General features: G+C 38.5%; 9 protein-coding genes. 4 read left to right on the top strand and 5 right to left on the bottom strand.

Annotated features, from left to right (window positions below; genetic code table 11):
* Positions 1 to 78: 78 nt before the first annotated feature.
* Both AC1DND_RS04100 and AC1DND_RS04095 read right to left on the bottom strand, forming a co-directional pair.
* The gene (locus tag AC1DND_RS04100) at positions 79 to 1,503 is read right to left on the bottom strand and encodes an RtcB family protein (RefSeq protein WP_477579340.1); all 1,425 of its coding nucleotides are present in this window, start codon (positions 1,501 to 1,503) and stop codon (positions 79 to 81) included.
* 62 nt (positions 1,504 to 1,565) lie between these two features.
* Complete coding sequence (locus tag AC1DND_RS04095; protein WP_477579339.1) at positions 1,566 to 2,663, bottom strand: slipin family protein; 1,098 nt, start codon at positions 2,661 to 2,663, stop codon at positions 1,566 to 1,568.
* A gap of 1,026 nt (positions 2,664 to 3,689) precedes the next feature.
* On the opposite strand from AC1DND_RS04095, the gene AC1DND_RS04090 reads away from it, so the two are divergent.
* Both AC1DND_RS04090 and AC1DND_RS04085 read left to right on the top strand, forming a co-directional pair.
* Positions 3,690 to 4,733 carry a helix-turn-helix transcriptional regulator gene (locus tag AC1DND_RS04090; protein ID WP_477579338.1) on the top strand — a complete coding sequence of 348 codons (1,044 nt, stop codon included), beginning with the start codon at positions 3,690 to 3,692 and terminating at the stop codon, positions 4,731 to 4,733.
* Between the two features lie 56 nt (positions 4,734 to 4,789).
* Positions 4,790 to 6,310 (top strand): glycoside hydrolase family 32 protein, encoded by a 1,521-nt coding sequence (locus tag AC1DND_RS04085; RefSeq protein ID WP_477579336.1) that lies wholly within the window; start codon positions 4,790 to 4,792, stop codon positions 6,308 to 6,310.
* Positions 6,311 to 6,391: 81 nt separating this feature from the next.
* Here the strand turns inward: AC1DND_RS04085 and AC1DND_RS04080 are convergent, their stop codons facing one another.
* Positions 6,392 to 7,975 (bottom strand): peptide chain release factor 3, encoded by a 1,584-nt coding sequence (locus tag AC1DND_RS04080; protein ID WP_477579334.1) that lies wholly within the window; start codon positions 7,973 to 7,975, stop codon positions 6,392 to 6,394.
* A 620-nt stretch (positions 7,976 to 8,595) separates the two neighbouring features.
* Here AC1DND_RS04080 and AC1DND_RS04075 point away from each other — a divergent pair.
* Positions 8,596 to 10,863 carry a helix-turn-helix domain-containing protein gene (locus AC1DND_RS04075; protein WP_477579332.1) on the top strand — a complete coding sequence of 756 codons (2,268 nt, stop codon included), beginning with the start codon at positions 8,596 to 8,598 and terminating at the stop codon, positions 10,861 to 10,863.
* A gap of 380 nt (positions 10,864 to 11,243) precedes the next feature.
* Complete coding sequence (locus AC1DND_RS04070) at positions 11,244 to 11,852, top strand: SprT-like domain-containing protein (RefSeq protein WP_477579330.1); 609 nt, start codon at positions 11,244 to 11,246, stop codon at positions 11,850 to 11,852.
* A 150-nt stretch (positions 11,853 to 12,002) separates the two neighbouring features.
* On the opposite strand, the gene ade is transcribed toward AC1DND_RS04070, so the two are convergent.
* Positions 12,003 to 13,424 (bottom strand): adenine deaminase, encoded by a 1,422-nt coding sequence (gene ade, locus AC1DND_RS04065; protein ID WP_477579328.1) that lies wholly within the window; start codon positions 13,422 to 13,424, stop codon positions 12,003 to 12,005.
* Positions 13,425 to 13,428: 4 nt separating this feature from the next.
* On the bottom strand, positions 13,429 to 14,812 hold a 1,384-nt coding region (locus AC1DND_RS04060; RefSeq protein ID WP_477579326.1), incomplete at its 5' end, for a transketolase C-terminal domain-containing protein.

Raw genomic sequence — 14,812 nt, 5'->3', positions numbered from 1 at the left:
ATTGGGAGATAGACCCTGAAATAAATTCAGGGTGACGACTGTACAGTAGACTCCAGACTAAGGACTCCAGGCTAAAAACTAATCCTCCCTGCTTCCATCATCAGCCATTCTCACCATTTTAGGTTCAAATTTGGCCACTACATCAACCAGTTCGGTTTGCGCTGCCATCACTTTGTTGATGTCTTTATAGGCCATTGGCGCTTCATCTAAACCTGCACCAATTAGGGTAACATTATGATCTTTCAAAATCGCTTTCATATCCGATTTGGTAATCGATTGAATCGCTTTGGTCCGGCTCATTTGACGTCCCGCACCATGAGATGCTGAATTGATTGCACTCATTTCGCCTTTTCCCCTAACCAAAAATCCTGGTGCGGTCATACTTCCTGGAATAATCCCCATCACATCTTTACCTGCTGGTGTAGCACCTTTTCGGTGGACAATTACTTCTTCTCCATCAAGCATTTCTTTCCATGCAAAATTATGGTGGTTCTCTACCTTGGCTAAAACTTTAGCGCCAATTGCCTTGGTTAATCTTTTGTGGATCACCTCATGACAGGCTGAAGCATAATCGCCGGCTAAATTCATGGCAATCCAATACTCTTGTCCTTCGGCAGAATTTAAATCCAAATAAGCCAGGTTTACAGCCTCTTTAGGTAGTTTACATATGTCTTTAGCCAGTTTGGTGTAATGACCTGCAATGGTTGCGCCAAAACCACGGGAACCCGAATGGGTCAATAATGCTACGTAACGTCCTTTATCGATATTTAAAATCTCATCACGTTCGGCAAAATCAATAATCCCCCATTCTACAAAGTGATTTCCACCACCCGAAGTACCCAGTTGTGCCCAAGCCTTTCCGTGTAAATTTTTAAGAAAAGGAGTAGCGTTGAAAGCGTCGTTTTCTAAAACATCATGATCAGCCCTTTCATTACCTTTAAAATTCTGACCCGCACCAAATTTGGTGAAAGCAATTAATTCGCGTTTATACATTGCATCTTTCCCAAAATAATGTTTCTCTGGAATATCGAAAATACTTAAAGCCATTCTACAACCGATATCTACACCGACACCATAAGGGATAATTGCATTTCTAGTCGCTAATACGCCACCAATTGGTAAACCATAGCCTTGATGGGCATCGGGCATTAATGCCCCAGCTACCGAAACTGGCAGTTTCATGGCGATATCCATTTGGTTTCGGGCACCTTCTTCTATATAATCGGCACCGAAAATTGAATAATCTTTAGCATTGTTGATTAGTTCAATGGTCCCATCTGATTTTGGATTGGCTTCCTCGATCACAGCAGTTGCCAATACATTTAATACCTCGTCATCCAAAAAACTTTCCGGGTATTCTTTTACTTTTTTAAATAAGGCCAATAATTCTTTTTCCTCAATATTCGCGAAATTTTCTTTCAGGATATCTAATGCTATGCCTACTATTTTTCCTTCGGAATAACCTATTTCGATCAGGTTATTACCTGTTATGTTGTTGTTCATTTTATTTCTTGTTCAATCCTCGGCAGGTAATACTCACCTGACCGAGGGTTTCTAAATTTAATTTATTTTACGAAGATTTGCTTCAATTGATCTACAATTTGTCCACTGCCTGATAAGCTGATGTTGTTGATTTTTTCTGCGATTTTCTCTACATATTCCATCTCTTTCAACTTGTACAACATTGCATTGTCTTCCATCAATTTAGCTGTATTCAACAAACTTCTGGTTGATGCTGTTTCTTCTCTCCGGGTAATGATATTGGCTTGGGCTCTTTTTTCGGCAACTAAAACCTGGTTCATAATTTCTTTAACGTCACCAGGTAAAACGATGTCTTTAACCCCACAATTGGTTAGTTTTACGCCCAAGTTTTCAACCTTATCCAAGGTGATGGCCATTACCATTTCGGCAATTTTTTCTTTGCTTTCCATCAATTCGTCAAAAGTCATTAAGCCAATACATTCCCTTAACGCCAATTGCATGGTGATGTATAATTGTTTTTCAAATTCTTTGTTCTCCAATAAGGCCTTAATGATATCATCCACTTTATATTGAATGCTGAAATTTACCCTCAATTGTGCTTTATCTTTGGTTAAGATTTCTTGCCCGATAATTTCCATATTCAATTGCCTCATATCGGTTTTCAAAACTTGAACAGTAGTGCTGTTTTTCCAGTAAACATAGTTTCCTGCTTCCAATACGGTTTCAAATTTACCATCAATAAACAATAAAGCTTTTTCGAAAGATTCTACTTTATAAGCCCTGATATAATTCAATAATGGTGCTTTCTCCAATAAGTTTTTATCAATGGTTTCATCAATTTTGATGTTACTGATATCTACCTTAACAAAGTTATATGCCGACAAACCTTTCCAGATGGCGTGTCTGCCAGCTGTTAAAACGTTCTTGAAATTTTTGTTTTGATAAACCAAGGCCAATTCATTATCGGAAACGCTTACCAAGTGAATTAAATTCACAAAATCTGTGTTTTCCAATAAGATATCCAATTCGGCAACTGTGTAATAGTACTCTTTTGCCATATCATACAAAGTCATGTCTTCACCGAAACCTAACCAGTAAGTTCCAGCTGTTAAAACGTTTTTTAATTTTCCTTTTTTAAACACCAATCCAACATAATTGGTGTTAATTGTTACTCTTTTCATGTTTTTTTGATGTTAAGATTTATAATTATTTAATTTTTGTTTTACAAAGCATTGCAAAAGCACATTCATTTTTTTCTTGCGGAAGCAAATTGAATCTTGATGTTTTTAAGAATGAAATCAAGCTTTGGCAAGTAGTTAAATCCGAGGATTTAAATAAATTTTTCGGCGAAATTTGATTTTTAAATCAGCTCTTTCATCGTTTTTACTTTCAAAGCAAAAGGCAAATTGCGTTTCAGATTTATTAAAAATCTTAAAGCCGAATGCGGTTTTACAATGCTGTTCTTTTGAGCGATTTTAAAAGTTGCTCTTCTTTTTGTTTTGGAGTTTGAGTCCTAAACGCTTACCAATTAGCTATTCCAAGTGATGGTTGGAAGCAGGATTCGAACCTGCATGGTTTGGTTGTTATTCTACCCCTGAATTATTCCGAATAATATCGGAAGTGGGATTCGAACCCACGACACACAACGTGTTTAGACAATCTATCATAATTCTTATCAGCATATTCTACGCAATTGCCCGAATACTTTGGGGCTATTCCGAAACCCGCAACATTGGATAAGTTTTATTTAGTATTGCCATCCCTTTCGGGATTTCTTTATATTAACCTGATTGTGATAACCTTTACTAATGTAACCCTGTCCGGCGTATCCCGAACAGGGGCTTCATGTTGGTGAATGCTGATCCAGTTAAAACCGGAGCAGCATAAACGAGAGCGCGTATCATTTAGAACAGTAAACTGTTTCTATCAATCAGATTGTTGTTATTAATATTTATCAAAGAACTTTATCGACTGGCGACATTACAAAGATGCCACCACCACTACGCGGCAGATTTGCGCAGTAAAATTTATTTTGGTATAAAATATATAATTGGTTGATAATTAGATGGATAAATTTAATTTTTACATTGTATTTTTTCTTTTATCCTCCCATTACGCAATTGTATTGCGTAGATTATAAATGCTTTGCTATATTTAGTTAAGCTTTTCAATCAGATTTTTTAGCTTCAAACTCAAATTGATTAAAAATGGCAGTAAATAAATTGGCACTCATCCGGTATAAAACCATCGACGATTGTTTGAAGAACCGTTACCGTAAATGGACACTAGAAGATCTTATCGAAAAGGTATCGGCAACGTTATACGAGCTCGAAGGAATTACCACCGGGGTAAGCAAGCGGACCATTCAGGCAGATATCCAGCTCATGCGGAGTGATAAGCTTGGCTATAATGCACCGATTGTGGTGAAAGATAAACGCTTTTATGCCTACGAAGAAGCTGGTTTTAGCATTACCAAAGCACCAATCAATAACGCTGATGTAGATAAAATGAAAGAAATTGTAGGTGTACTGAAACAGTTTAATGCCTTTAATTATTTCGACGAAATGAGCGATATGATCGCCCGTTTAGAAAATAACCTCTACAAATCGACGAAACAGAGTGGCAATAATATTCAATTGGAAAGTAATAAGCTCGTTAAGGGTTTGGAATGTATTCCACCATTATATCAGGCTGTTTTAAACAAACGTTCACTATTAATCGAATATAAGTCTTTCAAGGCGCAACAATCGCAACAAGGAATTTATTATCCGTATCTGTTAAAAGAATACAGAAACAGATGGTTTTTGATCTGTAAAGCGAAAAAACGGCCAGGGATCTTAAATTTGGCATTGGATAGGATAGTAGAATTTCAGGAATTGCCTAACGAAGAATTTGTAAGTTATCAAGGAGTAGATTTCGATCGGTATTATGAAGATCTGATCGGTGTAACGAAAAGCGAAAGGGACCGTGCGCAGAAAGTGATCCTCGAATTTACAAATGACCATGCGCCCTATGTCGTAACGAAACCAATGCATCAATCGCAGGTAGTATTAAGTAAGAGCGAGAAAACAACAACTTTTAGGATCGATGTGGTACTAAACTATGAACTGGAACGCGAAATTTTAGGCTTTGGAGAGTGTGTTAAAGTGCTTTCGCCACGATTGTTGATTTCAAAAATCAAAAGAAGATTGGCGCAAACTTATGAGCAATACGAAAGCATTGATGAAGGAAAAGTTTTTATAAAGTCCTGAAGAAACTAGTTAAACGTTTTAGTAATTGGATTCTTATGTGTAATTTGAATTTAATTATGTTCAAGACCAAATATATTCTAGCTTTTCTAATGTGCTGTTCGATAAGTATTTTCGCTCAACGGCATACGCCTCAATGGAGGCCAAATTATCATTTCACTGCACCATCAAATTGGTTAAACGATCCAAACGGGTTAATTTATCTGAATGGGGAATTTCATCTTTATTATCAGTACAATCCGTTCGAAAATAAATGGGGGCATATGAGCTGGGGCCATGCCACCAGTAAAGATCTGGTAAACTGGAAGCACCTTCCGGTTGCTATTCCGGAAAAAATTACAAATGACACCACCACCATGATTTTTTCAGGTTCGGCTGTGCTAGATAAACATAATGTAAGTGGATTGGGGAAAGGACAGGCACCCGTTGTTGCTTTTTATACAGCAGATCTACCTAAGCAACGGAATGAATCTCAATATATGGCCTATAGCAATGATGGAGGGTTAACCTTTACMAATTATGCCAAAAATCCCATTATTGATTTAAATAAAAAAGATTTCAGAGATCCTAATGTATGGTGGCACGAGGCCTCTCAACAATGGATTATGACTGTTGCAATGGTTGATGAGCATCAGGCAAGGTTTTATGGCTCAAAAAACTTGAAAGATTGGACCATGCTGAGTGATTTCGGTAAACAGGGTAATCAGGCGAGTGGTTGGGAATGCCCGTTTATTATTCCCCTGGCCGTTGACGGAAATAAGAACATTACAAAGTGGGTTTTGGCAATATCATTATTTGGACCAAAGGGGCCAACAATGCAGTATTTTGTAGGTGATTTTGATGGCAAGACTTTTAAGAACGACAATGATGGAAAATTAACCTTATTGGTTGATGAAGGCGATTCTTTTTATGCCGCCATTCCATGGAACGATGCGCCAAAAAAACAGCGGATTTTATTGGGATGGTTACAACCTGGCGGTAAAGAAACATTCCCATGGAAAGGACAGATGTCTATCCCAAGAGATTTATCTTTAAAAACTACACCCGAAGGAATTAGGCTGTTTCAGCAACCGGCCAGCCTGATTGCCGATAATATTAAAAAACACTCAAGTGGTAAGGTTATAACGAGGCAAAATGTTGTTATCGATCAGGATATCGACTTAGCTGCCAGCCAAAATTCGTATTGGATTGATGCCGAATTTTCTGTTAAGGATGCAAAAAACTTAGGTTTTAAGCTTGCACAACTAAAGGATGAGAAAGAAAATGTTGTTAAGGAAGTTGAAGTGGGCTATGATGCTGTTAAAAAACAACTTTATGTAGATTGCTCACGTTCAGAGAAAGGTGTTAAAAATGATAAGAACATCATTCAAACCATAACCGTGAGTCCGTTAAACGGTAGAATAAAACTCCAGATTTTGCTCGATAAATCTTCATTAGAAGTTTTCGTGAATGGTGGCGAAAAAGTAATTACCACGATGATTTTTCCTGATGAAAAAGCCACAGGTTTAGCCGCCTTTTCCACAGGAGGTAAAGCGGTTTTAAATAGCCTTAAAGTTTGGGATATGAGTAAACGAAAATGATTGAATTTGAGTGATTGAATTAATGAATTTATTAGTGCTGTTGCCAATATTCCCTCATTCAATCACTCAATTATTCAAAAGTTAATTTTTAAATTCGCTGGTTTTATGGAATTCGATATCTGGATAATCCTGTTTGGTTAAATTAATCATGTATTCACTATCGGCCAAATAAACTGGATTAGCCTCTTTATCAAAACCGATGTGCTGTTGTTTACGTTTTACAAATTCATCCAGTTTCTTTCTGTCGGTAGAAGTTACCCAGCTCGAACGGGTATAACTCAGAGTACGGAAACGGCATTTTGCACCATATTCGTGCTCTAACCTGAAGTTGATTACCTCAAACTGAAGTTCGCCAACCGCACCGATCACTTTCCGGTTTCCAGGCTGCATCACGAATAACTGTGCAACTCCTTCATCGGTTAACTGCTCAATGCCTTTTTCCAATTGTTTGGTACGCATTGGGTCCATATTTTCTACCTCTTTAAAAATAGATGGAGAGAAACTAGGGATGCCTTTAAACTGCAGTTTTTCACCTTCGGTTAAGGTATCGCCGATTTTAAAGTTACCGCTATCGTATAAACCCACAACGYCACCTGGCCATGCCTCTTCCACAATACTTTTTTCGTTCGCCATAAAGTCCATCGGGTTGGAGAATTTCAGTTTCTTATCCTGACGGGTGTGGTAATAAAATTTATTGCGTTCAAATTTACCCGAGCAGATCCTTAAAAATGCAATCCTGTCGCGGTGTTTTGGATCTAAATTGGCGTGGATCTTAAACACAAAGCCACTGAAATTTTTCTCTTCAACCAGTACATCACGCTCTTCAGCCTCTCTATGTCGAGGGCTCGGGGCAATATCAATAAAGGTGTCCAAGAGTTCTTTTATCCCAAAATTATTAATCGCACTGCCAAAAAATACTGGTGCAACCAAGCCATCGGTATATAAATCCTTATCTATCTTACCGTAGATACCATCAACCAATTCAACATCATCTTTCAATGTGTTGATTTCGTTCTCTTTAAGGTAATTTAATAAAGATGGATCATTTAAATCGCTTGCCGCCACAACCGAATCGGTTACTTTGGTCTTATCGGAATTAAATAAATTTAAATGTTTGTTATAAATGCTGTAAACACCTTTAAATGTATGTCCCTGGCCTATAGGCCAGGAAAGCGGACAAAGGCTGATATTTAATTTTTCTTCAATTTCATCCAATAAATCGTAAGCCTCTTTACCTTCACGGTCCATTTTGTTGATAAAGATAATCACCGGGGTGTTACGCATCCGGCAAACCGACATCAGTTTTTCGGTCTGTTCCTCCACACCCTTTACACAGTCTACCACCAAAATAACACTATCTACCGCCGATAAAGTTCTGTAGGTATCTTCCGCGAAATCTTTGTGACCAGGTGTATCGAGAATATTGATGCGTTTACCACTATATTCGAAACCCATTACTGAAGTCGCAACCGAGATACCACGTTGCTTTTCGATCTCCATAAAATCGGAGGTATTACTCTGGTTCGCTTTGTTCCTTTTTACCGCACCAGCAGTATTAATAGCGCCACCAAAAAGCAGAAATTTTTCTGTCAATGTGGTTTTGCCCGCATCGGGGTGGCTAATAATGGCAAAGGTTTTACGTTTTTCTATTTCAGGGTTAAGCATAATAAAATTTTGGGTGTAAAGAGTGATGAAACCTTGTTAAAGGAATTTAACAGCGATAAGATTTGAATATTGTTGTTTCATCAGGGCGCAAAGATAAGAAAAAGCTTTATTATTAATTGTTAGGATGTTGTATTGTTTTGTTAAATAGATCTAAATATTAGCAATACTTTGGAAAAGTAGGGACAGTAGTTCTTTCGTTATTGTAGCCCTGCCATACACTATAGTCCCGACGAATCCGGATGTAAAATTGGGCCGGGAGCTGCCGTTTCTGTCAGGTTTATGTTGCTTCTCCAGTAATTCTATTGAGGTTTTTTATTCTGCTAATTGAGATTAATGAACTGTTCTGCTCCGTGATAGATAGAAAAGCATTGTCATCCTGAGCTTGTCGAAGGACAAATGTTTTATTTGTTTAACTATCAAAAGGTCTTCGACAGGCTCAGACTGACAGCTCTTGCGCTTAAAGTTAATAGCGTTTGAAGATCCAATGTGGCTTGAATAAGTGCTCGCTGAAAATTATCCAATAAAATTTAAAATTTCTCATCAATCATTGTTTAATTTTGTGCTAAAATGTTTRGCTTTATTCATCCCTCCGTTTATTGTTGACTAAAATTTTACTGCCGATGCCCACTTTAGAAGAAACTTCTATGCCCGCAGAAATTGCGGCCAAATTTGTTAATTATACCTCAAAACACGTTTTCTTGACCGGAAAAGCAGGAACAGGTAAAACAACTTTTCTACGGAAACTCATTCAGCTTACGCACAAAAAAGCCTTAATTGTGGCACCAACGGGTATTGCTGCAATCAATGCAGCTGGGGTAACTATCCATTCGCTTTTTCAACTTCCTTTTGGGGCATTTTTTCCTGATGCTGCCGGCGCCTTGATCAATGAAAATATCAATTTTAACTTCAATACGGCCAAAACTCTAGTGAAACACTTAAACATGCAAGGCAATAAACGCCGCATGTTGCAGGAACTGGAGTTACTTGTTATCGATGAGGTAAGTATGCTGCGGGCCGATATGCTCGATGCCATAGATTTCGCTTTACGTTATGTACGCAGGAACAGAAACCTTCCGTTCGGCGGAGTACAGTTATTGTTTATAGGCGATCTGCACCAGCTGCCACCTGTGGTAAAAAATGATGAGTGGCGCATCATGGCTAAGTTTTATAAGAGTATTTATTTCTTCGATGCCCTGGCCCTGCAGGATAATCCACCGGTTTATATCGAACTGGATAAAATTTACCGTCAGGACGATGCTGTTTTTATCGATTTGCTGAACAACCTACGGAACAACAAAATTACTGCTGAAGATACTGCATTATTAAGGCAGCATTTCAAACAGGATTTTAAACCCTCGGCAGATGAAAATTATATCACTTTAACCACCCATAACAATAAAGCTGATAGCATCAACCGTGAAAGATTAACCCAGCTGAAAACTAAATCTTACTTTTTTGAGGCAAAGATTCAGGGTGAATTTAGTGAATATGCTTACCCGAATGATAAAAGTTTAGAGTTAAAGGTTGGTGCACAGGTAATGTTCATCAAAAATGATATGACTGCCGAAAAGCGGTATTACAATGGTAAGATCGGTGTGGTACATCATATCGAAAAGGATGTAGTTGAAATTGAACTGCCTGAAGACAAAGTGGTGATCCAGATTTCACCCTATACCTGGGAGAACGTAAAATATAAATTGGATGAAGCAACCAACGAAATCAAAGAAAATGTAGCAGGATCGTTTATCCAATATCCGATTAAGCTGGCCTGGGCCATCACCGTGCATAAAAGTCAGGGTTTAACCTTTGATAAGGCCATTATTGATGTAGGTGATGCATTTGCACCTGGCCAGGCTTATGTAGCCTTGTCGCGTTTACGCTCTTTGAAGGGTTTGGTTTTAACCTCTCATCTGCGCGATAGTGGTTTGCAACAGGACCAAAATGTACATTACTTTTCTAAAACGAAACAACCTTCCGAGGTGCTAAACGAGCAGATCAGTATAGAGAGTTATACTTTTATCCGCAGTTATTTGCTTGCGGCATTTGATCTGAACCTGATCCGTTATTACTTAAAAGAACATCGTCAGACTTTTGATAAAAGTGAAAAATCGACCAAGCAAAAACACGAAGATTGGACTGATACTGTTTATACCGATTTTCAAAAAATAACAGCCACAGCCGATACGTTTGTTAATCAGCTCAAAAACCTGTTCGCACAGCAAACCGAACATACTTTATTTAACGTATCGAAAAGGGTAGAGGCTGCCTTAAAATATTTTAATCCACTGGTTAAGGAGATTTCAGATCGTTTTCTCGCTCAAATTGAAGTGATAAAGGAAGAAAAGCAGATTAAAACCTATGTTACAGAACTGTTAGAGCTAGAAATTTTGGTGTATGAGCAGTTAAAGAAAATGCACAAAAGTAAAGCATTGTTGCAGGCACTCATCGCTGGGAAAGAGTTTAGCAAAGCCGATACCGATGCACTGTTGAATACGGTTGAAAGAAACAACCAACTCCAAAAAGCAATTCAGCTAAAAGGAGAAACGCTTAAAGTAAAATCTGCAGCAGAGAAAAAGAAAAAAGAGCCAAAGATTGATACCAAGTTAGTGAGCTTCGAGCTGTATGAGCAGGGCAAAACCATCGATGAAATTGCAAAAGAACGTGGCTTTTCTGCCGGTACCATTGAGGGACATTTGGCCTATTATGTTTCTACACAACAATTGGATGTAACCAAACTGGTAAAGGCCAATAAAATCAAAAACATTACCGATGCAATAGAAAGTCAGAAAACAAAATCTATGGCCACGATAAGGGAGTTTTTAGGTAAAGATTATTCTTTCGGGGAGATTAAATTGGTGCTGGCATCGTTGTTCCCATCAGAGGAATAGGTCGAAATCTAACCGCAAAGATAGCTAAGAACAAAAATGGAAGTGCAGGCCAGGTTTACTACGCGCTTATAAGGAGCGTTTGTTCTATAAATCTGATCGTCATGCTGAACTTGTTTCAGCATCTTTCCTGAATAAAGACCCTGAAATAAATTCAGGGTGACGATTGTATGTTTAAGTATGTACAGAACATTTTTCCCAAAACAGATTATTTATCTAATTGAGTTTATAAACTTTGTTGTAAATGGTTATTAGAATTGCCTCTGTTTTCTCTGTGTAAGCTCAGTGAATCTCTGTGGTTAAGCAATGATGAATTCTGTTTTATCTGTGTAAAACTTTGTGCCATTTGTGGTTAAACCTTAAAATTATTTATCTTAGCATCCGTGGAAAAGGTTAAAGTTTTAGCGCAGTACATGCCCGAACCAGCGGCACCGCTAATTGCAAAATGGATAGATTATTTTCAGTGCGAATTTAAGATTTCTAAAACCCGCTCTACAAAACTGGGCGATTACCGCCATCCTTATCAGGGCAAAGGGCACCGCATTTCGGTGAATTTTAACCTCAATCATTATGCCTTTCTGGTTACTACCGTACACGAGTTCGCGCATTTACTCACCTGGAACGACTTCAAGAATAAAGTAAAACCGCATGGCACAGAGTGGAAGAAGAACTTTCAGCGGATGATGGTTCCCTTTTTTGAACTGAATATCTTTCCGGCCGATATCCACAAAGCGATTGATAATTATATGTCTAACCCGGCGGCATCCAGCTGTTCTGATCTTCATTTATCGCGAGCCTTAAAAAAATACGATAGCAATAAAACCGAGACTTTACATTTAGAGCAATTGCCGATTAATACCACTTTTAAAATTARAGATGGCCGGCGTTTTACCAAAGGCGAACGCATTAGGAAGCGGTACCGCTGTATTTGTTTAGATGATAAACGGCTATATCTGTTTAATCCTTTGGCAGAGGTTTTTGTAGTGGAATAAGATTAATTTGCTGTCATTCTGAATGCAATGAAGAATCTTTTGCAAAATAGCTCTGCAATTACATTTTGCGTTTGAAGATACTTTAGATTAATGTCATTTGAAGTGTCAATAGTAAACAGATTCTTCGCTGCGCTCAGAATGACAAATCAGCTACACAAACTTAAACTCATCCCCATCAAATAAACCTTTATCGCTTAATTTTAAGTGTGGAATCACCAATAAGGCCATAAAAGAAAGCGTCATAAAAGGGGCAAGCAAAGTAGAGCCTAAATCTTTCGCAAATTGATCTATTGAAGTATAACTTTCTGCAACCTGATAACCGTTATGGTTACTCATTAAGCCTGCTACCGGTAAAGCTAAAACTTCTTTTTTCCCATTTCCCAATGCCACTACGCCACCGGTTTCATTAATCACCAGATTTACGGCTTCACAGATACTTTTATCGTCTACGCCGACAGCAATAATGTTATGACTATCGTGTGCAACACTTGATGCAATGGCGCCTTCTTTTAATCCAAAGTTTTTTACGAAGGATACTGCGATAGGCGCATCATGATAACGGTTTACCACCACCATTTTCAAAACATCGTTTTCCAGATCACTAAGGATATTTTGATTTAAAACTTTCGGTTTGGCAGATATTCTGTTGGTAATCAATTGCCCATCCAATGCTTCAATAACTGGAATTTCTTTTTGTCCGCTGAAGGGATAAATAAAATCTTCTTCCTTTTTCAAACTGCAATCGAAATGGTTTACCGATTCTCGATCTTCGACATGTTTTACCCAATTGCCAACTGTTTTGCCATTCTCAGCAAGTAATAAGCCATCGATATAGGTTTGTTTAACCTTGAACGTTTTTAAATCTTCAAGCACAATAAAATCTGCATCATCATTGGTTTGGAGTGAGCCAACATCTAATTTATAGTGAAGAATAGGATTGATGCAGGCTGCTCGGAGTATATTGAATATATTGATCCCTTTTTCTACTGCCCTTGCACAGAGCTGATTAATATGGTTTTCGACTAAACTATCAGGATGTTTATCGTCGCTGCAGAACATCATCATTTCTGGCCAATCGTTCAGTAGATCGATTAAGGCTTCGAAATTTTTTGCCGCACTTCCTTCACGGATGAGGATTTTCATGCCGCGCTGTAATTTATCCAATGCTTCTTCGGCAGTAAAACATTCGTGATCGGTAGAAATTCCGGCATTGATGTATTGTTGAACAGCATCGCCACGTAAGCCCGGGGCATGCCCATCAACAGGTTTACCCAACTGGTGCGCCGCCGCAATCTTTTTTAAAACTTCTTCATCTTTATAAAGTACACCTGGGAAATTCATCATTTCGCTGAGGTATTTTATTTCAGGACGTTCTAAAAGTGATTTTACATCATCATGGTCCAATTCAGCTCCGGCCGTCTCAAAAATGGTAGCTGGAACACAGCTTGGGGCACCAAAATTGAATTTAAAAGGCACGGTATTGCCATTTTCAATCATAAATTCTACACCTTCCATACCACAAACGTTGGCAATTTCGTGTGGATCGCTAAAACAGTTTATACAATTAACCACCTTCTTAATATTTCAATAATTTATCAATCGTTTCTGCCAATCTTGCCTTAGCTAAAAAATCTTCCTCCAATACCTTACTCATTGGAATTGCCGTATCTAAGCTTGCACAGCGCATTACAGGTGCATCGAGACAAGAGAAACAGTGCTCTCCAATCCAGGCAGATAGTTCGGCGCCAAAGCCATTGGTTAAGGTATCCTCATGCAAAATTAAAACCCTTCCTGTTGCTTTAACCGCTGCCCTTACTGCTTCTTTATCCCAGGGCTGTAGCGTGCGCAGATCAATTAATGTAGCGCCGCTTTCAGGATATTGTTTCAGGTAATCTAAAGCCCAATGTACCCCCAGCCCGTAAGTAATAATCGCAAATTTATTTCCTTCGGCAAGCCTAACTGCTTTACCAATCTCTGTAGTATAGTAGCCATCAGGAACAGGAGCGCTTAAACTTCTGTAGAGGTATTTGTGCTCGAAATAAAGCACTGGGTTTGGATCTTCAATCGCTGCCAACAGCAAACCTTTCGCATCTTCAGGGAAAGCTGGATAAACAATTTTTAAACCTGGTGTTTTGGTAAACCATGCTTCATTACTTTGTGAATGGAATGGTCCAGCCCCTGTTCCGGCACCCGTGGGCATACGCACCACTACATCGGCTTTTTCGCCCCAACGGTAATGCGTTTTGGCCAGGTTATTCACGATCTGATTAAAGCCGACGGTTACAAAATCTGCAAATTGCATTTCTACAACAGCTTTATGGCCATTTATGGATAAGCCTAAACCTGCCCCCACAATGGCCGATTCGCAAATAGGGGTATTGCGGACTCTGCTTTTGCCATATTTAGCAGTAAAACCATCTGTAATCTTAAAAGCCCCGCCATAATCGGCAATGTCTTGCCCCATTAAAACGAGATTAGAATACTTTTGCATGGCCAGGTCTAATCCATCAGTTATTGCATCTAAATATCTTTTTTCTGTAGAAATTTGACTAGGTTGGACAACATCTTGCTGGTAAGGAAAATACATATCAGCCTCTTCCTGATCGGCATTAGTAATCGGCTCATCTTCTTTAAAAGCTTCTTCAACTTCCAGCTCTATATCTCTTTTAACCTGGATTTTGATGTCGATAATTGAATCTGAGGTTAAAATACCCTGCTCAATTAAATACGCTTCGTAATTACTCAAAGGATCTTTCTTTCCCCACTCGTCCAACAATTCTTGCGGAACGTATTTCGTGCCCGATGCTTCTTCATGGCCACGCATCCTGAAAGTTAGACACTCTACCAAAACCGGTCTTGGATCTTTTCGGATTTCCATAGCCAGTTGATTGATGGTATCATAAACTTCTAAAATATTATTCCCATTTATCTGAATACCCTCTACACCATAACCAATGGCC

Source organism: Pedobacter sp. 01N416 (assembly GCF_056399685.1).
The sequence above is the reverse complement of the archived record's forward strand: the minus strand, read 5'-3'. Positions and strand labels throughout refer to the sequence as shown.

Excerpts from the sequence above, each read along its gene's own strand:
- AC1DND_RS04095 (WP_477579339.1), bottom strand. The coding sequence starts at position 2,663 with ATGAAAAGAGTAACAATTAACACCAATTATGTTGGATTGGTGTTTAAA.
- AC1DND_RS04090 (WP_477579338.1), top strand. The coding sequence starts at position 3,690 with ATGGCAGTAAATAAATTGGCACTCATCCGGTATAAAACCATCGACGAT.
- AC1DND_RS04100 (WP_477579340.1), bottom strand. The coding sequence starts at position 1,503 with ATGAACAACAACATAACAGGTAATAACCTGATCGAAATAGGTTATTCC.
- AC1DND_RS04075 (WP_477579332.1), top strand. The coding sequence starts at position 8,596 with ATGCCCACTTTAGAAGAAACTTCTATGCCCGCAGAAATTGCGGCCAAA.